Below are 23,418 nucleotides of genomic sequence, written 5' to 3'. Positions count from 1 at the left end.
GTCTAAACTCCGCCTGAACCGCGATCTGACGGTTCCTCCTAAACCAACCATCAGACCAAAACGTCAGTGCCACAACGTTTATCGCGCGCTGAGCGCCCAGGAAAAGCAACGGGTGAGTGCGGTAGCACAGGCAGTGCCAATCGACCTGAGTATCCATGAATGTCCGACCGCGTTGAGAGAAGTATGTCCACCGGCTCGCATAACGCTTGTCAATCGTGGACGAATTCGGCAATGACTTGGGCTAGTTGGGGTCCGCGATCTTCTTGGAGGAAGTGCCCGGCCCCGGAGATAGTGACCGGAGCAATATTTTTCGCGCCCGGAATGTGCTCGCGAAGGACCGCGTCAGCTCCCCGAGTGATGGGATCCTGGTCAGAGAATGCGCACAGGAAAGGCCGCGTGAAGCGGCCAAGCGCCGCCATCGCCGCGAGATTGGCCGGCGCGGCGGGATCGTCGGGCGAGGTGGGAACCAGCATCGGAAATTGGCGCGCCCCAGCCTTAAAGGAGTCACCGGGAAACGGCGCGTCGTATGCTGCAATGACGTCGGGAGTCAGATTCGTCGTACAGCCGCCGTTGACGATCCTGCCTGCATCGAAAGACGGTGTTTCTTGACTGTAGCGCTGCCATGCCAGAAAGGCCTTGCCCCGTTGTTCCCCCGTCGGTAGAAACGTGTTTGCGGCAACCACACGGCTAAAACGCTCGGGCTCCTCGCCGACGATTCGCAGGCCGATCAATCCACCCCAGTCTTGGCCTACTAACGTGATTTCGTCCAAGCCGATTGTGTCGAGGGCTTCTTTAACCCAATTGACGTGCGCCAGGTACGTGTAGTCCGAACGCATCGCGGGCTTGTCACTGCGGCCAAATCCCACGAGGTCCAGCGCCACCGCCCGCAATCCTGCGTCGACCAACACCGGAATCATGTGTCGGTATAAATATGACCATGATGGTTCGCCGTGCAACAACAAGATGGCCGGAGCGCGCCGCGGACCCTCGTCGAGGTAGTGCATTCTCAACGCCACGCCGTCGCCGCGGTCGACCGCAACGTAGTGAGGTGCAAACTCGTAATCCGGCAGCCCCTCGAAACGAGAATTCGGCGTTCGCAGGACACGCATGGACAAACATCCTTTCACCATCGCGTCGCGGATCGACCGGCCTCGACGTCCCAGCTTCGCCTACCACAGACTGTACCGGAAAGTACATCATGAGACGCGCAGGTCGCTCAAGCTGATCCTGCAAGTCTTGGAAACCGCAGCCCGCGTGCAGGCGGCCAAGCACACCGTTACTGTGCTCGCCGCGCGACCACAGGAAGTCGCCAAGCGAACCCGAGTGCGCTCGACATCCGCAAAACGAACACATCACCACCCCGCGCGCCTGTTTCAGGGTGTCAAAGACCAAGGCAGTCATACGATTACGGGTCAACACCGGTGTTGTCGGCCGCTCCGTCAGGCTAGCTGATGCCGCTGGCGCCTGTTACTGTTGCCGCAAGTTGAATTCGCAGCCCGATAGTCTTTTCCCGGCGCTCTGTTAGTTTTGCTGGATTTGTTGCGACACCGTGAACCGATAGGGCGTTTCTTGTGACCTTGCGCAGCAAAGTCGGCTCTCGTCGCATCCACCGCCATACCTTAATCGACTGCGCGGGGGCGCAGCTGGATGTTCCCGCGCGCAGCTTAGCCATCGTAGTGAGAGTCGATGGAGAGGTTGACGCCGCGAACACCGAGATTGTCGATCGCGAGGTCCTGCGCTTCGCGCGACTCGGGTCTCCACTCATTGTGGATTACTGCCGTGTGCAATTTCTGGAGATCGCCGGATTCCGAGCCCTCCTGAAGCTCGCTGACTTCCGACGTAAATCCCGTCTACAATTTAGCGTCATCGCCGGTTCAGCGATGCAACCGCCGCTGCGGGTCATCACCGATCACGGCTTGCCCCTCGCGGCATCCGTTCCTGAAGCACTGCAGCAGATCAACGACACGACTGCGACGCACCGCGAGTCTTTGACTGGCATGGTAGGTCAACGACAGCGAGGCGACGCGGCCTCTTCTGCGCAGCCAGTTGGACTATGTTGCGAAGAACGCTCCGAGGGCTGGCGAGCCGCTATTCAAGCGTCGAGTGCAGCGGCAGTTCGGTGCCTAGCGCGACGCTTCTCCGACGGCAGTGATACGGAGATCGAATTGCATGCCGGGATGAGCAGGTCAGTGTCAACAACCTCGGCTAGCCAGAGCATAGGGTGACTGCGCTGATGGGGGAGCAAGACGACCGCGAGCGGGTTATTGACGCCGCCTTCGATCTTTGCGAGAGATACGGCTTCGAGGCTACAACTCTGTGCGCGATTTCCGCCGGCGCCGAAGTGGCACCAGAGCAGCTTGCGCGTCACTTCGCCTCCAAGGATGCGATCGTGATGTCCGTCGTTTATTCGGTCTTAGAACGCATCGCCGCAGCGCTCGGGCAGGTTAGGCCCACGGCCAGTCCAGAAATTGCTCTTCTGGTCGCCACCACCGAGGTCTTGACCGCAATTATCGATGGGCGAGGCGTGATTACGCGAGAACGGATGCTGGCGATGGCTCATGTCGTCGCAACGAGTCCTAGGCTTGTGAGGCAAGCGTCAGCAGCTCGGAAGGAAGTTTTAGGCTGGGCACTTGCTGACAGGATGGGTGTTTGTATTGCTGATCGGCGCGTGCGTCGCGCGGTGACGATTTGGTCAGCGATCGCGGCTGGCGCTTATTTGAGCCGCGTCACCACCCCTTCCCATTACGATCCGCTCCGGGACAATCGATTGTCAGAGAAAATGTTCGAGGAGCTGGCTGGTACCTTCGCCGAAGTGATGGGCGACGATGTATGACGCGACAGCGGCGCGCCGTAGAACGGTAAGTTGAACGCCCACGCCTAGCCCAGTAATACCGGTTCCGCTAAATGAAGCACGAGCTGTAGGCGGTGTCACGGCACAGCGGGCGGCGACATGTGGGCCGCGCAGCCAATTACGCTGGCGGTGGTGGGACAATTCGGTCTCGACGGGATCGCCGTGCCCTCGGCGTAGAATTACGAGATCGCGATAAAGGCCAGGCCGACGGGCGTCATGGGCCGCGGAGTACGGTTCTGCCTGCATCAGCACGTGTATGTGACTCGACATACTTCGTGCTGGGTGCCGAATGGCACTGTGGTCACGAATTAACCGATATCAATGACCGCGGTGACAGGTGTGGATTAAACGCAAAGACCTCAAAGGACTTACATGTCAACGGCAACCGAGAACGGACCAGCGGGCGGCAAGGTGGTTTCAGAGGGCGGTCGCAACACTATCTCTAAGTTCTGAAGGGTCATTGACCCACGGCGCGGTGACCTCGACCGCGCCGACTGCCTCAGCACCTTCCGCAGTGCGCACCTCTACGAGCCCCGGTCCGCAGCCCTCGTGGCGGCGCCATGGCCACCATGATCGCTGGCTGCCACCGCCTTTACCCTCGGCGTTGCGCTGGTCACTTGGAACACTAACGACGTTGACAACCTCTGCCTGTGCGGCGACGGGGTGAAGGCGGCAGGCGGGTGTCCCATCGCGGGCCTGCATCGCCAATCCGGTGGCCCTCAGCGGTCATTGGCCGTGGATCCTATGCGCTGAACGGCAAGTCGCCCCCGTACGGGTCTTTGCCGCCTGCCGAGAAGTTGGAGCGGCTGGGCCACGGCCGTTTTGGAGTCAGCGGCCGTCGCGGTCACTCGACAGCAGCCGAGGCCGCCGCCAGGACTTCGGCGGCTAGGTCCGGGTCGCTGGCGCGGGCGATGACGACGGCGCCGACGAGCATGCTGAACTGTTGCAACGCGGCGGTACGGCGCTCCTCGGGTGCACCGTCCATGGTTGCGGCGAGGGCGTTGACGGTGTCCTCGACGCCGCGGCTGAAAGCCGCTTTGATCTGAGTTGTTCCGCGGCCGACGTCCATACCGAGCGCCGGGACCGGGCAACCGTTTCCGGGGTTGTGGACGTGCGTGTCGGAGAGGTACACGTCCCGCCAAGCCTGCACCGCGCCCGGTCCACCAGTTCTGAGTATCTCGGTGAACGTCGCGAAGGCCGTCTGCAGCGCGGTTTCCACGAGAGCGTCCTTGCTGGCGAAGTGCTTGTAGAACCCCCCATGGGTCAAGCCGGCGTCCTTCATCACCTCTCCGACGCTGGCACCGTCGATGCCGCGCTCGCGTAGCAGCCGGGACGCACTGGCCACGATCCGGGCGTGGCTCTTGTCCTTCTCCGCCTGGGACATCCGCATGTCCATCGACTCCCGTCTGATTCGGCTTGACATTTTGGAGTATAGACATAATCCTTATTGGATTACTACCAACATCTAAAAGGAGACTGCGATGGCGATCAAGCCTACGATCCTGGTCACCGGGGCGACCGGAAAGACCGGCGGGGCCGTGGTGAATGCCCTGCTCGCCCAGGGATTCCCGGTCCGTGCCATGGTCCGCAGCCTTGACGGGCGCGCCGAGGCACTACGGGGGGTGGGCGCCGAGTTGGCGGTGGCCGACCTGTTCGACCCGGATCAGCTGGTCGCCGCCATGCGGGGCGCCCAGCGCGCCTACTTCATGGCGCCCTTCCATCCGCATGCCTTGCAGAGTGCCGTCGCCTTCGCCGTGAGCGCACGCTACGCCGGCCTGGAGTCGATCGTGCAGATGAGCCAATGGACCTCTCATCGCAGCCACCCGGTCAACTTCACGCGGCAGACCTGGCTGATGGACCGGGTGTTCGCCGACCTGCCAGGGATCGCCCACACGATAGTCAACCCCGGTATGTTCGCCGACAACTTCCTGCGCACCATCGACTTTGCCGCTCTGCTCGGCATCTATCCGGTCCTCAGCGGTGACGCGAAGGCGGCACCGGTCTCCAATGAGGACATCGCCCGCACTGTCGTCGCGGTCCTGCGGGATCCCGGCCGTCACGTCGGCAAGACCTACCGCCCGACCGGCCCGGAGCTGTTGTCCGGCAAGCAGATGGCCGCTGTGGTGGCCGAGGCGGTGGGCCACCGTGTCATCCCGGTGTCGCTGCCCTATTCGCTGTTTACCAAGGTCGCCCGCCAGCAGCGTGTCGACCCCCTATCGGCGAGTGTGTACCTGCGCTACATCGGCGGCGACATGAAAGCCGGGGTGTTCGAATTCGAAGGCGGCGTGACCGAGACCCTCCAAGAGCTGACCGGCGCACCGGCCGAGAGCTTCCTGGCGACGGCACGCCGCTATTCGGCGATGCCGTTCGCCCGCCAGACCGCGGCGAACCGACTCGCGGCGATGGCGAAATTCATGGCCGTCCCGTTCCTGCCGGGCTACAACCTGCGCCGTCTGGATCGTCAGTGGGACCTGCCCATTCCCCCCAATCCGACACTGGGGATCCAGGACGCCCGCTGGCGCGAGGAGCACACCGCCATGATGAATTCCCGCCCGCTGCAGTCTGTACCCGCTAGCTGACAACGGTGACCACGCGCAGCCGCACGCCGACTCAGTCGATCAGCATCAACGCCACGCCGCACAAAGTGTGGGAATTCCTCACCCGTATTGAGACCATCGCCACCTGGTACGACGCCTGGGAACCGTCCTGGTGACCTCAGCTGCCGGAAAGACCGGCCCCCACACCGCCATGGCCCTGCTAGACAAAGGATTTCCGGTGCGGGCGATGGTGCATCACGACGATGCACGCGCCGCGGAATTACGCGACCGCGGCGGGGTGCAACGACTCACGGGACGAGCACCGAAATCCATGGAGACCATCGCCCGGCGTTGCCCGACCACCATGCCGGGCACCACCCGCGGACTCTCCGGTATGGCCAGTGCGATAACCACGCTGACCAAAGCAATGCCCGCTCCCGCTCCTAACACCGACCGGTATCTGCGAATGTTCCAGGACGGCAAGGAGATCGAAACGCTGGCCGTCGACTCGCCGACCTGGCATGCCACCCACAATCCGGACCGTCAACTGGCGCGGTGACCGGCCATTTTCATCACGAACGAGGAGCAAGAACATGACCTACACCGAAACAGGCGTGCAGCAGACCGTAGAGCGGCTACTCGCCGAAGCCGATCTGACCGGCCCACTGTCCCCGGAGCAGCTGAATTTCCTTGACCAGTACCACATCGGTGGTATGGCCGCCGTCGACCGCACGATCGGCCCGATGCACCTGACGGCGGCCGATCGGGTGCTGGATATCGGATCGGGTTTCGGCGGACCGGCCCGGCGGATCGCCGAATCGACGGGGGCCAGCGTGCACGGCGTCGACATCACCGCAGGCTATGTCGACACCGCCACGACGCTGACCCGCCGGTGCGGTCTGCACGACCGAGTCACGTTCGAACACAACCCTATCGAGGATCACCACCCCCAACGGCCCTACACCGCCGCGATCAGCATGCACGTCTGCATGAACATCGCCGACAAGCCCCGCTGGTACCGCGCGATCGCCGACCGACTCTGCGACGGCGATCAGTTCGGGATCTGGGACGTCGTCCGCATCACCGATGGCCCCGTGACCTTTCCGATGCCCTGGTCGATCGATGGCACCGACAGCCACCTCGACTCTCCCGAACAGGTGCAGACGGCGATCACCGGCGCTGGATTCGAGACTCTGGAGTGGGTCGATGAGTCCGGATGGGTTCGCGACTGGGTCACCCAGACCTTCGGTGCGGGGCTGCACCCCGGCCCCGGCATCCCGATGGTCATCGACGACGGATTCACCCGCACCGTCAACTTCGGGGCCGCCTTGGCCGCTGGCACCCTCGGTGTCTATCGCGGCTGCTTCACCAAAACCACACCCTGACAACAACTCCGCCGATTCCCGTCCCCAAAACCACGAAAGAATCACGACGATGACTACCAACGCTGCCGAACCAGTCAAGATCACCACTCAAACCAAGTTTCTCGTGGTAGGAGCCACCGGACACGTCGGCTCGAAAATCGCCATCCTTCTGGCGGACAAAGGATTCGACGTCACCGCACTGGTGCGCAGTGACGGGGCCAAGATCCGCGACCCGTACCACGGTGTCATCCGTTACGTCACAGGCGACCTCGCCGACGATGCGTCAATGGCCAAAGCCGTCGAGGGGATCGACGTCGTTGTCTCAACGGCCAACGGTGTTGTTCCGCAGAAGAAATCCGACAATGCTGCCAGCGTCAACGACCACGCCCTGGGATTCATCGAGATCTGCGAGAAGGCGGACGTCCAGCGCTTCGTCCAATCGTCGACCCCGAGCTATCCGCGGGAGCAGCGAGTACCCGAGTTGGCCGGCAAGCGCCGGCTCGAGCAGCGCCTCCAACAATCGCCCATGCAATCAGTCATCGTGCGCAACGCCGCGTTCATGGACGTCTTCCTGGTATTCGGCGGCTTCAAAGGGGCCGTCGACTCCTCTGCTCACGCCACCGTGCTCCGCAACCACGGCTTCACCAAATTCTGGGGATCCCTGACCGGGAACCTGGCCGAGAAGTACGGCTTCTTTCTGGCTCCCGGCGGCGCCTCGCACGGCACCCCGATCATCGCTACCCGCGATGTCGCCGAGATGATTACCGGCGCCGCACTTTATACCGGCAGCGAGGACCTCCTCATCGAAGCCAACGGACCGCAATGGCTGACCTGGCGGCAGATCGCCGACACCATCGCCGCCACGACCGGACGCAGCAAGGTGCGGATCATCCCGCTGCCGGCTGGGGTGGCCTGGCTCAATCAGACCCTCGCCCGACCATTCTCCCCCTCAGCTGCGAACATTTTCGCGCTCATGGGGTTCGTCGCCGAGTACCAGCCGCACTGGGACTCCGCACCCGTCGTTGAGCAACTCGGTCTGCCCCCTCAGTGGACACTCGCCGACTACCTCGACCACAACTGCGGCGCTCCTGCCAAACGATGACCGACGACGCCAATGGCGAAGAGGCCCGGTTCCGCTACGTCAACGTGGCGCAGTGGACCGATCAGGCGGCCTTCAGTCACGCACAAAGCGGAATGATGCGGCGTTTCGCCGACGAGTCACTGGATCGCGTCGGGTACTGGAAAACGTTGGGCATCAACATGAATGCTGCGACCTTCCACCCCGCACGGCGCTTTTATCCCCCCGCGTCGAGACCTTCACCGACACAGGGGACCACCAATCGACGGTCGATGTAGCAACCGCGCTGCGCAACGGGGACACCGGCAACTTCGAGCCTCAGCTGAACATGCTCACCGACGACTTCCAACTCTGGGCGCTTGCCGGCCCCTTGCGGGGAAAGAATATCGGCCGACAGGCGGCCGCCGAGAACTACGGGCTCATCTCCGGAGCCGCGGACACCCACATCACCCTGGAACAACCATCCTCCACACTCTGCGCGGCAAACCGATGAGCGGTGACAACACGCACCCGGTGCGACGCTCAATGATCTTGAGGTGATGCCGGCGGGGGCTCGGCGACCTGTTTGATCGACCGAGCGGATTATGGATGTGTGAATAGCCATCTTTTTGCCGGGGGAGTCGGTAATCCGTTTGCGGCGAGGGTCGTCACCGATGGTGTGGTAGTGGAGGAACGCGCGCAATTGAGCGGGCAATGTGAGCAGCAGAATTCGTCGGCGCATGTGTTTGTGCTGCAATCGATCCCCGTGGCGTCTGCGCGGCAGGTGTGGGTGGATTCGAGTCGCGAGGGGAGCATGTCGGCGGGCCAGATGTCGATTATGCCGGCGGGACTTCCCATGTTGTGGGAGTGGCAGGGTCCTGTCCAGGCACTGCACGTCTCAGTAAATCCGCGTGTGGCTGACCTACTGGCGGCCGACCGTCTAGGGCGTTCATATGTCGAGGTGCCTGCTCTGTGTCTGTTCGATGACCGGTTTGTTCGCCATCTGCTGGAGCTGCTGCGTATGGAGGCCGTGGCCGGTGCCGAACCGCTGCGATCTCAACACCTCATTCAGCGGCTCTTACTGCGGGTCGGCATTGGTTCTCGCAGAACCATGAAGCCACCCACCGGGGCACTGCGGCCGGACGGCGTGCGCGCGGTGACCGACTGGATTGAAGAAAACCTCGCCGACCCCATCTCGGTCATCGACCTTGCTGCTTTGGCTGGTGTGGAAGCATCCTGGTTTACCCGTCTGTTTTCGCGGGCCGTCGGGTGCTCCCCGTATCGCTACGTGTTGGAACGCCGTGTCCTGCGCGCCCAGATCGCCCTGCGCAGTGGGATGTCAGTCGCTGCAACGGCATCGCTGTGCGGGTTTGCCGACCAAGCGCATCTGAGCCGCCATTTTCGTCGGCAAGTCGGCGCCACCCCGGCTGCCTGGGCTCGGATCTCGCGCAACTGAAGCGCGAAACGTACAAGATCGTGGTGACTGTCATCGGGTATCAAAAGTGAGTGAGATATGGCATGCGCGGTCTCACCCGATGTGGTGAGCCATCGTGTTTTCCGGTCATCGTGTTCCACAACTGCGGCGGTGATATGCCGTGAGCAAGCCGCTGGACGGCAAGGTCGCAGTCGTTACGGGGGGCTCGCGGGGCATCGGTCGGGCTATCGCGCTGCGGCTAGCCGGCGACGGTGCGCTGGTTGCTATCAACTACATGTCCAACGCCGCCGCGGCCGAGGCGGTGGTTGCCGCCATCGCGGCCGCGGGCGGTGAAGCCTTCACCGTGCAGGCCGACCTGAGCTCATACGCCGGTATCCGTGCGTTGTTTGACACCTTAGACGGCGAGCTGACCTCCCGCCGTGACGATTCTGGCTTCGACATCCTGATCAACAACGCCGGCACCGGCCGGGCAGGGACCCCATCGGACACGTCGGAAGCCGACTTCGACGCGGTCTTTGCCACAAATGTCAAAGGACCGTTCTTCGTTACTCAGGCCGCCATCCCACGCTTACGCGATGCTGGCCGAGTCGTGTTCATTTCTTCCGGGCGGTCGAAACGCCCGCTGGTGTCTACCGCCGCCTACTGCATGGCCAAGGCGGCAGTGGACACCTTGGCAGTCATGCTCGCCGCCGAGCTGGGCCCGCGTGGCATCACGGTTAACGCATTGGCACCAGGATGGACGGTGACCGAGTTGAGCTCAGAATTTCTCGGCGACCCGCACAATCAGCAGGCCATCTCGGAGATCAGCGCGTTGCGGCGGTTAGGACAAGCCGACGACGTAGCCGCCGTGGCCGCGTTCCTGGCTTCTGACCAGGCGGCCTGGATTACCGGCCAATACATTGAGGCAAGCGGTGGATTCGACTTGGTCGCCACCAGATGAGGAATCCGTAGTGCGCATCGGTGTCGTCAACGCTGGCAACATCGGTCGGACATTAGCGCAGGCGTGGCTTCGCGCGGGTCATGATCTCCTGCTCGCCAAGGACGGATGCCAACGCAAGCTCGACGATTTTATCGTCGACCATCCGATCGCACGTCGCGGCACACCGGCTCAAGCTGTCGCCTTCGGCGATGTCGTGCTGTTCTCGGTGTACTGGCCGCGGCTACCCGCCGTGCTATCGGCGACCGGTCCGATCGCCGGCAAAATCGTCATCGACACCATGAACCCGCTGCGGGTCGACGAGCATTTCCAGCACAGCCACGATCTCGAGTTCATGGCCCGCTCGTCGACGACCGAAAAGCTGCAACGCGAATTGCCCGACGCTCGGGTGGTGAAAGCGTTCAGCACCATGCCCTCACAACTTCTCGACATTCGGCTCTGGCATGACACGCCCACCCCGCCGCCGGTGTTTCTGGCCGGCGACGATACTGCAGCCAAAGCGGTCGTGGCCACGCTGGCCCGCGATGCTGGCTTCACAGCACTTGATACCGGGCACGCGGCGGCCGCCCGCAGCATCGAGCAGCTCGGGGTATTGACCCACCAGGTCGGGAAACACAACTTCGGCGGCGAATATCAGAACCTGGCGCCGGCGATACTGCGTGCCGGCCCGGCCGTTGCTATCGGGGCGAAATGACGACAGAAAAGGACGCACCGCGATGAGTGAACACGACCAAGGCGACGACTTGCCGGCGCGCATACGGCGCAGCATCGGTGAAAACAGCCCTTTCGGACTCCAGACGATCGTGCGGGCGAAGACCAGCAAGCCGCAGACAGACTCGCCGAGGTCCTGCGAGCCGTGGCCGTCCCGTCACGCGCGGAACCGGGCAATCTTCTATACACCGTCAGCCGCGGCGAAGACGGCCTCACCTTCTACCTCCATGATCGGTGGGCCTCGATCGCCGCGGTCGCCGAGCATGAACAAAGCGCGCACTTTCGTTCGTCCATCAAAGAATTCGGCGCTCTCATCGATCCGGGCTCTGCGGTAATTGATGTCCTGAAGATCATCGATAATTAACTAACCGTCAGCGGTGGGAGGAGAGAAATCGATGCGTTTGACCTACGAATTTGAGTGGACCGTCGCGGCCGAACAGCCCTCCGACATAGGTCGACTCGACAACGGCGTGCTTCACCACCATGTACTTCCCTCGGCACGGCTCATCGGTGACCGATTGAACGCAAACAGCGTTCACCCCGGCACCGACCTGTTCCGCCAACTCGATGACGGCTACGCCGCCATCGACGTGCGCGTCCTGATGCAAACCGACGACGGAGCACTCATCCACGTCGCGTACCAAGGCTTCGTCGAACCCACCGAGGCCTTCTTACAGGCCGTCCAATCGCTCACACCAACCGAATTCACCGACCAATCGATTCGCACCACCTGGACGCTGACCACCGGCGATCCGCGCTACAACTGGGTCAACCGTGCAGTCTTTATCGGCGAAGGCCGTCTACTCCCCGCCGGCGACAACCGACTGGGCATGCAGCACAAGGTATACCGAGCCGCATAGACGAGCTCAGAAGCGTGTCGGACTTTCCTCAGGCCCGTGACACGGGTGTTTTGGTGAGGCGCGAAACGAATGATGCTCATATCTCGGGAGCACAGGCCCTGCGGAGTGGGTGGCCCGATCAACCGCGTTGGGGCGGAAGAGTTTTCAGATCCTAGGATTGAGCCTCGGAGTACGGGCTGGGCTGCCTCGCCAGCCAGCGCGACAGATCCTCTACGTCGTCGCCGAGGTCGCGAGTACGAGCGAAATCGGCGCGATAGGAAGGCGGATCGGAGAACCAACGAAACATAGCTCTGCCGTCGTCATCGTCGCCGAATACATCGAGCGGCAGCTCAACGAATGTGGCAGATTCACCAAACCGCTGAGCCACCAGGTTGGCGATCTGCTCGCCGCTAACTTCGTCGCCGGCAATCTCCACCGGCGCAGCGGCGGAGTCGCGGCGAACCAGTAGAGTCGCGGCCACGCTACCGATGTCGCGAACCGAAATCATCTGCAGCGGAACGTTTCCGGGCATGGCCATGCTGAACGCCAGCTTGCCATCCTTTCTATCGATCATCTCCAACAGGTTCTCCATGAAGAACGCCGGCCGGATGATGTTCGCGGGCACCGCGCCGATCAGAAACTCCTCGACCCGCCTCTTGCTCTCGAAATGGGGCACCCCGGACTTGCGCTCGGCACCACCAACCGAGCTGTACACGAGAAATGGTAGTTGGGCGGCGTGCGCCGCCTCGACGATAACTTTGCCGTGCGCGACCTCACCGTCGACGCCGCGCGGTCCCAACAAGCTCGTCATCGCGAAAGCGGCTCCGGCGCCCTCGAAGGCACGCCGGATGGAGTCCGGCGCATCCAACTCGGCCTCAACGACTTCCACTCCACGTCCGGCCAGCGCCCGCGCTGCAGCGCTGTCGACGCTGCGCGTAAGAGCGCGGACAGCCATCCCACGATCGACCAATGCGTCCACCGTTGCCGAACCCTGCTGGCCGGTCGCTCCAATGACCACGATGGGATCTTTACTGGTATTCGTCATGAAATCCCCCGCTATTTGCGTCTTGGTATTCGGCTGAGATGGCGTCGTGAGCGAACGCACTGTCACTGGGTGCTGCCCGGTTTGAGGTTCGCAGCGACGGCGAGATGATCGACCTGCTCGGGATCGGCGATGCACGGAAACATGATCAGCTCGTCGCAGCCCGCCGCGCTGAAGGCGCCGATGGCTTCGACCACCTCATCGCGGCTCTTCATCGCCCCCGAGATCACGTGCTTGGCATACTCACCGCTGAAGCCGTAATAGTGACCCAGGTAGGTCCTCGCGGCCACGGCGGCACCATCCCCGAGCGCGAAATAGCCCAATGCGACCAGCCGAGGCGAACCGTCTCGACCCGCCTCCTTCTACGCAGTTCGCACTCCGCGCGCGGTCTGAGCGAATTGCTCCACGTCGCCACCACCAGAAATCCACCCGCCCCCGAACTCGACGACCCGTCGATTCGTGGCGTCCCCCCGCCCCGATCAGCAGCGGAGGCCCACCTTCGTGGCGAAATATGGCCCATCCAAGTCGATAGCAGCGGCAGCTGCGCTTGGACGTCGGCGCCACCGCGATAGCACTCCAGAAGAGTGCGCACTGCGAAGGAATGACGCAGATCACCGACCCTCGGATGCGGCTGGCCGGTGGTGGTATGGATTCCGGCGGGACCGAGCAGATCGGCGAAGGTGTAGTCGATCGTGTTGACCACCAATCGGCCGCTGGCCGAGACGAAAAACGCTGACCACCCCTCGGTGCCGGCGGTGTGCTCTCGCAGCTGGCTGTAATCGCGCAGCACCGCAATTGTGGTGTGGTGCAGCAAGATCTGCCTGGATTTGTCGTATTTCGAGTTAGCGATGCGCACCACACCGGCGTCGAGGTCGACATGATCACGGTCCAGGCGTGCTGCTTCGCCAGCCCATGAACCGGCAACAACGATGACTTGCCCAGCATCAGCCCCCTTGTCGCATACATAGATTCGAGCGTGTTGCTACCCGTTGATAACGGGCGGGGCCACTAAGACGACGTTGTCTCAGATCGTCGCGCACGGCCTCGGCATCCCAGCCGGCCTTGTCCCAGTAGGTGCAGGTCGTCGGGGGTGGTGTCCGTGTGACAGGTGGCAGCACCCGCGGTGTTCGGCGATGGTCGAGTTATTTTTTCGGTCCAAGCCTGAGACCATCGCTGAAACAATGGAGACGTTGCGCTGTGTTGACGCCGTCAACGCGCCGAACCGAAAACCGCAGGTGACGAATTGCACTGAAATCGATCGAGTAAGGTCAAAGGCCCAGCTAGTGGGGTTGACGAGGACCAGATCCAGGGGTTCGAGTCCCCTTAGCTCCACCCACAGAAACCCGAAGTCAGATGGCTTCGGGTTTTTTGCTGCGCCGAAGTTCGTGAGGTGAGCCTTCCAAACCGCTCCCCGCAACTCGATACGACAGGGTCGCGTTACGCTCAGATCGACCGATCGCCCAACGCAGGATCTACCGAAAGCCATGATGTCCGAGGAACAGACGAAAGACGTCCCGCCGGATCGCCTCTCCATTGATCCACGCAGCCCGTTCTATAGCGAAGAGGCCCTGAGCCGTGACGTGGGTATTCGCTTCAACGGCGTCGAGAAAACCAACGTTCACGAATACGACGTTGCCGAGGGTTGGGTGCGTGTTGAAGTTCCCACAGCCAAAGATCGCCGCGGAAATCCGATGGTCATCAAGCTGAGCGGTACGGTCGAACCGTATTTCCGCCTGGCGGAATAGCGCTACCGCCCCGTCCCGGCGACCACGACGTGCCGTGGATTGAAGCTCACGCCGCGTCCGGTGTGAACCTCCCCGGCGGGCGCGCTGCCGTCCCACGTCAGAGTTGCCTCACCGGACAGCTGAAGTGTTGTCCCGGTGTCGAAGTCGATGAACAGCAGAGCGGCGCTCGGGCGACGGCGATGTTGCCGAGACTGTTGAAGAGGTTGTTGCCGGCATAGTCGGGAAACCACAGCCCATCGTCGACGGGGGTCACGAAACCTGTTGGGCCACCGCGGTGGGAGGAGTCGGCCCCCGCCGTCGGATGTGACGTGCCCAGAAAGAACGTGTCAGCGCGTTGGATGAGCAGGCGGTCCTGTGCACGTAGGGTGGACCCGGCGAAGATCGGATTTCGTTGCGGCACAAGCGAACTGGAAGGTGTGGTGAGATTGCGCATCGTGATGTACTTCGGACAGTTGCCGAATGACTGGTCGACCTCGAGATCGAATCCTCCGGAGCGGCCGGCGCTCACCACGCCGTTGATGCGCCAACGACGCCGGGTGGCGAAGTCGATGACGATCATGCCGGCAAGCTGACCGCTGGGCATGTCGCTCAGCGGGTCCGCCGTGGGAAGGCGGCTGTCGACGTGCAGCGTGCCCGAGTCGATCGCCGACAGAAAGCCCGGCTCTCCGAACAGTGGTGAGCTCCACAGTGTGCCGCTGGGGTCGCGGGCGGTCACGACCGCCAGCCGCGCAGCACCTAGGAAATCCGCTGTTCCAGAACGGAGTTGGCCGCGACCCACCATCGCGGAAAGCCGTCCGGCCTGACTGCTCACACCGGCCTGCTTCTGAACGGCGAGCTCGCCGCTGTGGAATCCCACAGCCGCGCGCCGGCTTTCGTTCGTCCTCACAACGGATGCCGACCCGCGAAGGCGACTACTCGCTGAGTTGGCGTTGCCGTCAAACCCGGTGCGACGGCTGGGCCGAAGAGGTTCTGCGGCCGCAGGGCGGGGACGAGTTGGGACCCGACGGCTTCCGCCAATCCCGCTTCGTCGGCCTCGAACTCGACGGGCACGTCGACGGCGACCGCGAGATCCCAGCTGTGCACCAGGGTGGAGTAGGTGATGATCCCGATGGCCTGTTCGGCGGGCATCTCGCCAAGTACGGTCGCGACCGGAGACTGCCAGTCGGTGATGGTCGACCACGCGCGATGAGACCGCGCGATCGAGTGCTCGACGACCGCGAGCGGGGCCGCGCCGAGGATGTCGGAACCGCTGAAGAGCTCTTCCTCGGTGGGGCCGCCCTGTCCGTCGATGGCGGTGGCGAAGGCGTCGATCGACGCGACGGTGTGGCTGAGCAGGGACCGGACATTCCACCCCGTGCACGGGCTGGGGCGGTTCAGGTCGGCGGTTTCGAGATTAGCGGTCAGGCCGGCGAGGCGGCGATCGGCACGCTGGAGGAGGTTGAGTACGGTCACTGGGGATGTCCTAACGTTAACAATAATAGTTTGACGTTAGCCATCTTCGGCCGCCGGTCTAACGGTGTCAAGTTTTTGTTATCGTTAGGACATGGATCCCGAGTTGCGGCTCAAGCGCGCCCAAGCGGCCGGCTATTTTGTCGCGGGGGAGCCGCTGGCGGTGGACCTGGCGGACACGATCATCACGGTCCATGACCCACCCACCGACCTTCTGCCTGATGAGGCCGCCTGCCGAAGGTGGTGGGACCTGCAACGGGATCGCCTGCCTGAGGTCGCACCGCCGCCACCCCTGGCGCCAACGATCGAGTTGCGCCGCGCCGTCCGGGACATTCTCGACGCACAGCTGACGGGGGCCGCACCGAAAGCGGACGCAGTCGAGCTCGTTAACGACGTCGCCGCCCGGGCCGCCGCGACGCGACGGGTGGCGCGCTCACCCTCGGGATGGCGCGCCCTCACGCAATGGCGGGCCGCCACCGACCAACCCCACGACATCGCACTGGCGGTGGTCGCCGACAGCCTCATCGACCTGCTGGTGGGGCCCGCACGCGGGCGCCTGCGCCGGTGTCAGAACCCGGCCTGCAGCATGCTTTTCGTGGCCGCCGATGCCCGCCGGAAATTCTGCACCCAGAACATCTGCGCCAACCGGACCCGAGTTGCGCGGCACTATCGCCGCCACCGCTCCGACTAAGGTCGGAGTCATCCTGGGCCGTCGGGACCGCTCAGTTTGCCGATGGTTTGAATCTCGCTGTCCCGGTAAGGCTTTCCATCCGGCTGGAGCAGGTCCTGAAACCACGTCTCGGGATCCGTCTTGTACGGATGATCCCATGAGTCCCAGGGCAGGTAGGTCTGGGTCTTCCCGGCGACGAGACCCCAATTGATCGCACCTACGTTGTAGCGCTTGGCAATTGGCAATATTCCCTCGACGGTGCTGCCGACCGTCCGGGCCAGGTACTCGGTGCAGATCATTGGCCGCCCCAGCGGGGAGAGTTCGGCGATCCGAGCCTCAAATGCCGCTGGTCGGTCATAGCTGTGAAATGTGATCACATCGGAATTGTCCAGTTGTATGTTGGCAATTGTGCTGCGGCGGTTAGGGCTTCCCCACTCGCCTTGCCATACTCCACTCGTCAATGGCTGAATCGGATCCACCGAACGTGCCCAATCGAACGCCAGTGAGAGCAGGTCGGCGACCCGCTCCAGCTTGTCCTTCCGCTCGACCTTGCGGTACGCACGCGCTGGATTGTCGGGCTCATTCCACAGATCCCAAGCCAAAATGCGATCGTCGGAGCGGAATTGCTTCAACACTCCCGTGACGTAGTCGTGCAGCGTGCGGCGGTAGTCCAGATCGTCGAGGTGTTCAGCCCCCGGGCTTTGCACCCAGCCGGAGTTGTGCACGCCGGGCGTCGGCGCCCGCTGCGGACCCGGCTTCGGAAACGGATCCCAACACGAGTCGAAGAAGACGAATATCGGCTTGATGCGATGATTCGCCGCGATGGTGACAAACTCCGCCAGACGCATCCGGAAGCTCCAGGGATTCTGGGCCCAGAGCTGATCGTGCAGGAATACCCGCACCGTGTTGAGCTTGTGCTGCTGGGCCCAGCCGAGTTCGACATCGATGCGGTGCGGGTCGAAGGTGTCGGCCTGAAACATCTCGAGCTGATTGATGGCGTTCGAAGTGATGTAGTTGGCGCCGACGGGCCAGGCTTGCGCTTGATACCAACGGTTGGCTCGGTCAGCCGACCACCGGCTCTGCTGTGCGGCGGCGCGCGGCACGTGCGTCAGCGCAGACCCTGCCCCCAGCAGCACCGGTAACTTCAGCACAGTTCGACGCCGCACCTATTGACGATAGTTCCCCGACTGAGGTCATTGCGCGTCTTTGATCGATTTGCAACCGTTTGAGTTGCGCTGGCAGCGACGGGGTTACGGCGCCGATGCTTCCAGATCACTCACCCGAGCGCCCGGGCGCCTCCGGCAGCCCGGGTTCGGGTGATCGCCGGCCCCGCGAAGCCGGCGTCAGACGCTGCCCGGCGCACCGCCTCGCCGACCCTATCCGCGAGGTCGATCGGCACTAAGGCGATCACACAGCCCCCGAAGCCGCCGCCGGTCATCCGGGCACCCAGAGCCCCGGCATCGATGGCGGCATCGACGATCAGGTCGATGTGCGCGGTGGTGATTTCGAAATCGTCGCGCATCGAGGCGTGCGAGGCGCTCATGATCCGACCGGCTTGAGTGAAATCCGAATCACCTAGCGCAGCAACGAAGTCAAGCACCCGGCGGTTCTCGGTCAGCACATGACGGGCACGACGGGCGGCGACCGGGTCGGTCACCGCGGCCAAGGCCGACGGGCCGCGGTCTTGAACGTCGCGCAGTGATGACGCCTCCAGATCGGCAGCCGCCTTCTCGCAGGATGCGCGTCGGGCGGCATACTCCCCGCCGGCATGACGGTGGCGTGTGCGGGAGTCGATCAGCAACAGCGCGACGCCGGCAGTGTCGGGCTCGAATGCGACCGGTGTGACGGTGAGGCTGCGAAAATCGATCAGCAGCGCCGTGGCCGGTTCACCGAACAGCGATGCCAGCTGGTCAAGCAAACCCGTTGGCGCGCCGACATAGTCGTTTTCCGCCCGCTGCGCAAGGCGTGCCTGTTCCATTCGGTCGATGTGTGCATCGGCTGCCGACGCGATCGCGCCCAGGGCCGCACACTCCAGCGCAGCCGACGAAGACAGTCCCGACCCGATCGGCACGTCGCTGGTGATCGACATCGCGCCGCCGGGCACTGGGTGGCCGGCTTCACGCAGGGCCCACATCACCCCGGCGATGTAGCCGGCCCAGCCCTCGATGTAGCTGTCGGGGTCACCGGGTGCGGTGCCCAGCGGAATGCGCACGGAGCCGTCCGCGCGATCGCTGCTGACCGTGATCGCACGGCTGTGGTCGGGGGTGAAAGTGACGGTGGTGCGTTGCGGTAGCGCGATCGGCAGTGCAAAGCCGAGGTTGTAATCGGTGTGCTCCCCGATCAGGTTGATCCGACCGGGTGCGGCGAAACGGACCGTCATCCGAGTTCCCGCAGCCGCCGGACCACGCTTTCGGGCGTGACGTCGCTGATGAACGCGCCCATCGCGGACTCGGAGGCGGCTAAGTATTTGAGCTTGTTGGCGTCGCGTTGGATTGACACCAACTCGACGTGGAAGTAGCCGTCGGCCTGGGCGTCGGTCGCGGTGAACTGATGCAGGGCCGACATGTAGGGCAGCGGAGTGGGGGCATACATGCGGTCGAATCGCCCCAGCACATCGAGGTAGAGCTGCGCGAACCCGTCCAGTTCGTCGTCCTCAAGATCGACCAGACTGCGCACGAACCTGTTCGGGTAGAGGTGTACCTCAACGGGCCAGCGCGCAGCGAACGGCACGAATGCGGTGAAGTGCTCGGTGCGCGCCAACACGCGACTGCCATCGGCCACCTCGCGCGCCAACAGGTCAGCAAAGAGGTTGCCGCCGTAGCGCATCCGATGTTCACGCGCCTGCCCCAGCATCGTGGTGATGCGCGGCGTCAGAAACGGATAGCCGTAGATCTGACCGTGCGGATGGGTCAGCGTCACCCCGATTTCCTCGCCACGGTTTTCGAAGCAGAACACCTGCTCGATGCCCGGTTCGGCCATCAGTTCAGCAGTGCGGTGCCGCCACGCCTCGACAACCAACCGGGCATGGGCCGGCTCCAAACCCGCGAACGACCCGGAGTGTTCGCTGGAAAAACAGATCACCTCGCACCGGCCGTATCCGGGCGCGGACACAAAGCCGCCATCCGCAGGCGCCAGGATCGGCGCGGGACTTGACGCCAGGGTCGACCGTGCGGCGCCGGAGAGGCTCGGGAACTGGTTCTCGAAAACGACCACGTCATAGTCGGGGGCGGGCACCTCGCTGGTCAGTCCGGTCGGACCCGGACACAGCGGGCAATGGTCGGCGGGCGGCTTGTAGGGGCGGTCTTGGCGTAGCGCGGCGACGATCACCCACTGTCCGGTTGACCGGTCGAAGCGCAACTCCGACTGGTACCCGTCATGCTCGAGCAACGGCCGGCGATCCGGAACCGGCGCTGGACGGTGCCCGGGCAACGAGAAGAACAGCAAGTCACGGCCATCGGCCAGCTTTGCCCGCATCGGCGGTTCCACGACGTTGAAGGTTAGCTTGGCCGACGTGGATGATGCAGCCCCCGATGGCGTGTAGGTTCCGCCGCATCCTCGGTAAGCACGTCGTTGACGTCGATTTCTCGGGTCCCTCGGGGTCGATCTTGCTGCCGGACCAGGCTTTGTAAACGGCATCTGCACGCTCCTGGCAGTGTGGGGGTCACGGGTTCGCCAGGTTTCCCTGGACTTACCCAGTAACGATCGGGGTATCTAGCCGATATGGATCGCGATGCAGGGGCCGGCGTGCACACGGTGCTCGCCGACGCCGACGCCGCCCCGTATCGGTCGTTGCGGCAGCGGCCGGTGACACGGGCCGAGCGCTACGCGCTTGGCAAAAGTCTGCGTAAGCGCGTGCCGCGCAAGTCGCTGGCCGACTGGACGGCGCCTTCCAACCGTCCCGACCCCGTGGAACTGATCAACATCAGTCACCTGGGTAGGGACGACCGGCTGATCCCGATCCGGGTCGGCCGCATGGTCGACTCGCCGTACGGCTTTCTGCGCGGGTCCGCGGTGGTGATGGCCGAGGACGTCGCGCACCTGCCGGCAACTGGTATCTCACCCGTGGTGTGCGGCGACTCGCACTTCGGCAATTTCGGGTTCTATGCATCTCCTGAGCGGGATCTGGTGATCGACCTCAACGATTTCGACGAGGCTCACCCAGGCTGCTGGGAGTGGGACCTACGGCGGTTGGCCGCGAGCATCTGGGTGGCGGGGCGCCAGAACGGGACGTCGGAAGACGACTGCTGCGATGCGGTGCGGTCCTGTGTGGCGTCGTATCGTCACGAATTGCGGCGGCTTGCCGAATTGCCTTTGTTCACAAGATCTTTCATCAGGCTTGATGTTGACAGGCTGGCAGCCGAGACGTCAGGCCGGCTCAAGAAACAGGTCGTGAGGTCGGCGAAGCGGGCGCGCCACCGCACCGGCGACCGGGCGTTGCCGCGCTTCACCCACGAGGTGGATGGCGAGCGGAAAATTGTCGAGGAGCCACCTTTGATCACCCGGTTGTCCTCCGGTGAATCGGCGTCATTGGCCAAAGCCCTCGACGAGTATGTCGAAACCCTGCCGTCGTACTGGCGACGCGTGCTCGGTGGCTACACATTGGTCGACGTTGCACACAAGGTCGTCGGGGTGGGCAGTGTCGGCCTGCGTGCCTACGTGGCGCTGTTGGAAGGCTCATCGGAAAAGGACGTAATTTTCCTACAGCTCAAACAAGCTCGTCGATCGGTGCTTGCGCGCTACGTACACGGTGAATCGGCATGGCACGCGCACCAGGGGCAGCGGGTGGTGGAATACCAACAATCACTGCAGACGGTGAGCGATCCATTGCTGGGTTGGACCACGATCGACGGCTTGCAGTACTACGTGCGGCAGTTCCGAAACATGAAGGGAAGCATACCTTTAGAGGCGATTGATGCGGCCGCGCTGGCGGACTACGCCGGAGTGGTGGGTCAGCTTCTGGCCAAGGGGCACGCCAGGACAAGCGGCGCCTCGATGATTGCCGGTTACCTGGGGAGTTCCGGCCGGGTTGATAGGGCGCTGTGCACGTTCGCGCGGCGCTACGCTGATCAGACTGAAAAAGACCATGCAGCATTGGTCAGCGCTGTCGATCGAGGATTGCTGCCAGTTGAACGCGGGGTTTAGCCAGTTCGTCACGCGTCGGAGAGAACAGCGCGGGAATTGCGAAACCACTACACCGCCTGCGTGTTCCACATCGCGTCCAACCGGACGTGTGTCCACATGACATCCGTCCTCGGGTCTTACGTCCGAAGGCCGCGCACTTAGGGGTCCAAAGTCCCTGCCGCATTTCGCCTTCAGGCCCGATGATTGGCGTCCTAGAGACGGCGGCGGAGCCGTGGCGAGGAGCCTGGGTCGGTTTGAAAGACGGGTTTTCAAGTCGCGGTAGCAGTCGCGGTCTGGTGATACCACGGAAATTCAAGCAGATATGGCTGAAACGATGAAACAGTTCGTTCGCGCCGTCACCCGGCGACAATTCATGAATTACACGCACCGCCTCTGCCCGAAGAACCCGGTGTCGTGGACCAGTTCGGCGAAAGGGAGCAAATGTCCAATCGATCCGTCTCATACCAGCGTTAATTGCACCGCTAGTTAGAAACGCCAGGTGGGGCCACCGGTGGCAGGTTGTTGGCGAAACTGCCGAGACGTTCTCCGGAAGGCTCGCGCTGCCCTCGTCTTCGTCTTATTGGCGTCCATGGCAATACCGTCGTCCTCGCCCCGGATCTACTCCCTGGCCGGTGCCGAACGACAAGTCGAACGACGCATCCTTGCCGCGCATGCCGATGTCGCTGTTTTCTTCCGCCCCCTCGGTGGTGGATCGGAGTGGTCTTACAAACCCGACGACACATTCCACGCCGCCAGCACCATGAAGGTCCCCGTCATGATCGAACTCTTCCATCAGGCGAAACAAGGCAAGCTCGCCCTCGATGATCCGCTCCTCATCCACAATGAGTTTTTTTCGCTGGTCGATGGATCTGCCTTTTACCTTGATCCTGGCAACGATTCCGACGCCGACCTCTACAGGTCCGAAGGTCAGACCCGAACCCTTCGCGAACTGTGCGAACTGATGATTACGATGAGCAGCAATCTCGCAACAAATCTGCTTATCAAGAAGCTCGGCATAGAGAACATTCGCGCCATGGTTCATCTCCTCGGTGCGGACGGCATGAACGTGCTTCGCGGCGTCGAAGACAACAAGGCCTACGACTTGGGTCTCAACAACACCACGACTGCGCGCGGACTGCAGATCCTGTTCACCGCAATCGCCCAGGGTAGAGTCGTCGACCCCGACTCATCACACCAAATGGTAGAGATCCTCAAACGCCAGCACATAAACGACGGCATCCCTTCCGGCCTGGACCCCACCATCCCGGTCGCCCATAAGACCGGCACTCTAAAAGGAATTCACCACGATGCGGCAATCGTTTACGCGCGGCAACCCTTCGTACTGGTGATCCTCGTCCGCGGCATGACCACCGCTGAAGACAGCTCCGCTCTCATGGGCGGCATCACCCGCGCGTTTTACCGGGCTACTCAATAACGGTCCCGGCGGGAAATTGGGCCCGACTACGAGGGTCAAAAGGCACTATCTCCCTGACTCTTCGACCGCCGACACTGAGTAGCCAGGGTTGGAACGCTGGCGACAACTCGGGTCCGGGGTGAAGTCTCTCGAAACCGAGAAGGGCGGCAGCGAAGGAGATTTCGGTGGAGGACACGCCCGAAAGCCAAGGGAGAGGTGAAGACCCGGACGCCGCCATCAGACCTG

At 63.0% G+C, this 23,418-nt stretch carries 27 protein-coding genes and 1 pseudogene; 18 read left to right on the top strand and 10 right to left on the bottom strand.

Features of this window, described 5'->3' with window-relative positions:
• Nucleotides 1-209 precede the first annotated feature (209 nt).
• Nucleotides 210-1,109, bottom strand: coding sequence for a haloalkane dehalogenase (locus tag ACNQS7_RS10265; protein WP_033718000.1), 900 nt, complete (start codon nucleotides 1,107-1,109; stop codon nucleotides 210-212).
• Nucleotides 1,110-1,571: 462 nt separating this feature from the next.
• On the opposite strand from ACNQS7_RS10265, the gene ACNQS7_RS10260 reads away from it, so the two are divergent.
• Both ACNQS7_RS10260 and ACNQS7_RS10255 read left to right on the top strand, forming a co-directional pair.
• On the top strand, nucleotides 1,572-2,225 hold the full coding sequence (locus ACNQS7_RS10260) for an STAS domain-containing protein (RefSeq protein WP_075545900.1): 654 nt from the start codon (nucleotides 1,572-1,574) through the stop codon (nucleotides 2,223-2,225).
• Between the two features lie 8 nt (nucleotides 2,226-2,233).
• A complete protein-coding gene (locus tag ACNQS7_RS10255) occupies nucleotides 2,234-2,833 on the top strand; it encodes a TetR/AcrR family transcriptional regulator (RefSeq protein WP_084251635.1) in 600 nt (199 codons plus the stop codon).
• Between the two features lie 862 nt (nucleotides 2,834-3,695).
• On the opposite strand, the gene ACNQS7_RS10250 is transcribed toward ACNQS7_RS10255, so the two are convergent.
• A complete protein-coding gene (locus ACNQS7_RS10250) occupies nucleotides 3,696-4,274 on the bottom strand; it encodes a TetR/AcrR family transcriptional regulator (protein ID WP_080691729.1) in 579 nt (192 codons plus the stop codon).
• A gap of 58 nt (nucleotides 4,275-4,332) precedes the next feature.
• Between ACNQS7_RS10250 and ACNQS7_RS10245 the strand changes: the two genes are divergently transcribed.
• From ACNQS7_RS10245 to ACNQS7_RS10190, 12 genes and pseudogenes are all read left to right on the top strand, one after another.
• Entirely contained in the window at nucleotides 4,333-5,430 is a 1,098-nt protein-coding gene (locus tag ACNQS7_RS10245; protein WP_033717997.1) for an NmrA family NAD(P)-binding protein, read from the top strand.
• A gap of 5 nt (nucleotides 5,431-5,435) precedes the next feature.
• The gene (locus tag ACNQS7_RS10240; protein WP_217809555.1) at nucleotides 5,436-5,564 is read left to right on the top strand and encodes an SRPBCC family protein; all 129 of its coding nucleotides are present in this window, start codon (nucleotides 5,436-5,438) and stop codon (nucleotides 5,562-5,564) included.
• Nucleotides 5,561-5,947 (top strand): hypothetical protein, encoded by a 387-nt coding sequence (locus ACNQS7_RS10235; RefSeq protein ID WP_033717995.1) that lies wholly within the window; start codon nucleotides 5,561-5,563, stop codon nucleotides 5,945-5,947. Before ACNQS7_RS10240 ends, ACNQS7_RS10235 begins: the two co-directional genes overlap by 4 nt.
• 34 nt (nucleotides 5,948-5,981) lie before the next feature.
• Nucleotides 5,982-6,773, top strand: a complete 792-nt coding sequence (locus ACNQS7_RS10230) for an SAM-dependent methyltransferase (RefSeq protein WP_033717994.1) — start codon at nucleotides 5,982-5,984, stop codon at nucleotides 6,771-6,773.
• A gap of 49 nt (nucleotides 6,774-6,822) precedes the next feature.
• The gene (locus ACNQS7_RS10225; protein ID WP_033717992.1) at nucleotides 6,823-7,854 is read left to right on the top strand and encodes an SDR family oxidoreductase; all 1,032 of its coding nucleotides are present in this window, start codon (nucleotides 6,823-6,825) and stop codon (nucleotides 7,852-7,854) included.
• Entirely contained in the window at nucleotides 7,851-8,108 is a 258-nt protein-coding gene (locus ACNQS7_RS10220) for a hypothetical protein (protein WP_033717990.1), read from the top strand. The genes ACNQS7_RS10225 and ACNQS7_RS10220 overlap by 4 nt, the downstream gene beginning before the upstream one ends.
• Nucleotides 8,109-8,158: 50 nt before the next feature.
• Nucleotides 8,159-8,323 carry a hypothetical protein gene (locus ACNQS7_RS10215; protein ID WP_160937448.1) on the top strand — a complete coding sequence of 55 codons (165 nt, stop codon included), beginning with the start codon at nucleotides 8,159-8,161 and terminating at the stop codon, nucleotides 8,321-8,323.
• Between the two features lie 99 nt (nucleotides 8,324-8,422).
• Nucleotides 8,423-9,265 (top strand): AraC family transcriptional regulator, encoded by an 843-nt coding sequence (locus ACNQS7_RS10210; RefSeq protein WP_075545899.1) that lies wholly within the window; start codon nucleotides 8,423-8,425, stop codon nucleotides 9,263-9,265.
• A 139-nt stretch (nucleotides 9,266-9,404) separates the two neighbouring features.
• The gene (locus tag ACNQS7_RS10205; RefSeq protein ID WP_033717987.1) at nucleotides 9,405-10,184 is read left to right on the top strand and encodes an SDR family NAD(P)-dependent oxidoreductase; all 780 of its coding nucleotides are present in this window, start codon (nucleotides 9,405-9,407) and stop codon (nucleotides 10,182-10,184) included.
• A 10-nt stretch (nucleotides 10,185-10,194) separates the two neighbouring features.
• The gene (locus ACNQS7_RS10200) at nucleotides 10,195-10,875 is read left to right on the top strand and encodes an NADPH-dependent F420 reductase (RefSeq protein WP_033717985.1); all 681 of its coding nucleotides are present in this window, start codon (nucleotides 10,195-10,197) and stop codon (nucleotides 10,873-10,875) included.
• A 141-nt stretch (nucleotides 10,876-11,016) separates the two neighbouring features.
• Nucleotides 11,017-11,256 (top strand): annotated as a pseudogene (locus ACNQS7_RS10195) (putative quinol monooxygenase); the annotation flags it as partial.
• 31 nt (nucleotides 11,257-11,287) lie between these two features.
• A complete protein-coding gene (locus tag ACNQS7_RS10190) occupies nucleotides 11,288-11,752 on the top strand; it encodes a DUF3237 domain-containing protein (protein WP_075545898.1) in 465 nt (154 codons plus the stop codon).
• 151 nt (nucleotides 11,753-11,903) lie between these two features.
• Here ACNQS7_RS10190 and ACNQS7_RS10185 read toward each other — a convergent pair whose 3' ends face one another.
• From ACNQS7_RS10185 to ACNQS7_RS10175, 3 genes are read right to left on the bottom strand one after another with little or no spacing between them, the layout of a single operon-like run.
• On the bottom strand, nucleotides 11,904-12,836 hold the full coding sequence (locus ACNQS7_RS10185; RefSeq protein ID WP_080691692.1) for an NmrA family NAD(P)-binding protein: 933 nt from the start codon (nucleotides 12,834-12,836) through the stop codon (nucleotides 11,904-11,906).
• Between the two features lie 2 nt (nucleotides 12,837-12,838).
• Nucleotides 12,839-13,063 carry a hypothetical protein gene (locus ACNQS7_RS10180; RefSeq protein ID WP_131808264.1) on the bottom strand — a complete coding sequence of 75 codons (225 nt, stop codon included), beginning with the start codon at nucleotides 13,061-13,063 and terminating at the stop codon, nucleotides 12,839-12,841.
• Entirely contained in the window at nucleotides 13,000-13,704 is a 705-nt protein-coding gene (locus tag ACNQS7_RS10175; protein ID WP_225345396.1) for a tyrosine-type recombinase/integrase, read from the bottom strand. The genes ACNQS7_RS10180 and ACNQS7_RS10175 overlap by 64 nt, the downstream gene beginning before the upstream one ends.
• A gap of 556 nt (nucleotides 13,705-14,260) precedes the next feature.
• On the opposite strand from ACNQS7_RS10175, the gene ACNQS7_RS10170 reads away from it, so the two are divergent.
• The gene (locus ACNQS7_RS10170; protein ID WP_418012466.1) at nucleotides 14,261-14,518 is read left to right on the top strand and encodes a DUF3297 family protein; all 258 of its coding nucleotides are present in this window, start codon (nucleotides 14,261-14,263) and stop codon (nucleotides 14,516-14,518) included.
• 97 nt (nucleotides 14,519-14,615) lie between these two features.
• Here ACNQS7_RS10170 and ACNQS7_RS10165 read toward each other — a convergent pair whose 3' ends face one another.
• Nucleotides 14,616-15,329, bottom strand: a complete 714-nt coding sequence (locus ACNQS7_RS10165) for a pyridoxamine 5'-phosphate oxidase (protein ID WP_418012465.1) — start codon at nucleotides 15,327-15,329, stop codon at nucleotides 14,616-14,618.
• A gap of 71 nt (nucleotides 15,330-15,400) precedes the next feature.
• Nucleotides 15,401-15,970: a TIGR03086 family metal-binding protein gene (locus tag ACNQS7_RS10160; protein WP_418012464.1), complete on the bottom strand. Its 570-nt coding sequence runs from the start codon at nucleotides 15,968-15,970 to the stop codon at nucleotides 15,401-15,403.
• Nucleotides 15,971-16,061: 91 nt separating this feature from the next.
• Here ACNQS7_RS10160 and ACNQS7_RS10155 point away from each other — a divergent pair, with 91 nt between their 5' ends.
• A complete protein-coding gene (locus tag ACNQS7_RS10155; RefSeq protein WP_418012463.1) occupies nucleotides 16,062-16,658 on the top strand; it encodes a CGNR zinc finger domain-containing protein in 597 nt (198 codons plus the stop codon).
• Nucleotides 16,659-16,666: 8 nt separating this feature from the next.
• Here the strand turns inward: ACNQS7_RS10155 and ACNQS7_RS10150 are convergent, their stop codons facing one another.
• The 3 genes from ACNQS7_RS10150 to galT all read right to left on the bottom strand — a co-directional run bounded on the left by ACNQS7_RS10150 (nucleotide 16,667) and on the right by galT (nucleotide 20,111).
• On the bottom strand, nucleotides 16,667-17,803 hold the full coding sequence (locus ACNQS7_RS10150) for a 1,4-beta-xylanase (RefSeq protein ID WP_418012462.1): 1,137 nt from the start codon (nucleotides 17,801-17,803) through the stop codon (nucleotides 16,667-16,669).
• Between the two features lie 110 nt (nucleotides 17,804-17,913).
• Entirely contained in the window at nucleotides 17,914-19,017 is a 1,104-nt protein-coding gene (locus ACNQS7_RS10145) for a galactokinase (protein ID WP_418012461.1), read from the bottom strand.
• Nucleotides 19,014-20,111 (bottom strand): galactose-1-phosphate uridylyltransferase, encoded by a 1,098-nt coding sequence (gene galT / locus ACNQS7_RS10140; RefSeq protein ID WP_418015954.1) that lies wholly within the window; start codon nucleotides 20,109-20,111, stop codon nucleotides 19,014-19,016. Before galT ends, ACNQS7_RS10145 begins: the two co-directional genes overlap by 4 nt.
• Before the next feature lie 246 nt (nucleotides 20,112-20,357).
• Here galT and ACNQS7_RS10135 point away from each other — a divergent pair, with 246 nt between their 5' ends.
• Nucleotides 20,358-21,779, top strand: a complete 1,422-nt coding sequence (locus tag ACNQS7_RS10135) for a DUF2252 domain-containing protein (RefSeq protein WP_418012460.1) — start codon at nucleotides 20,358-20,360, stop codon at nucleotides 21,777-21,779.
• Nucleotides 21,780-22,347: 568 nt separating this feature from the next.
• Nucleotides 22,348-23,193, top strand: coding sequence for a serine hydrolase (locus ACNQS7_RS10130; RefSeq protein ID WP_418012459.1), 846 nt, complete (start codon nucleotides 22,348-22,350; stop codon nucleotides 23,191-23,193).
• Nucleotides 23,194-23,418: the final 225 nt, after the last annotated feature.

This window comes from Mycobacterium sp. 23 (assembly GCF_048287075.1).
GTDB classification, from domain to species: domain Bacteria; phylum Actinomycetota; class Actinomycetes; order Mycobacteriales; family Mycobacteriaceae; genus Mycobacterium; species Mycobacterium gordonae_B.
This window is presented reverse-complemented; position numbering and strand designations above follow the sequence as displayed.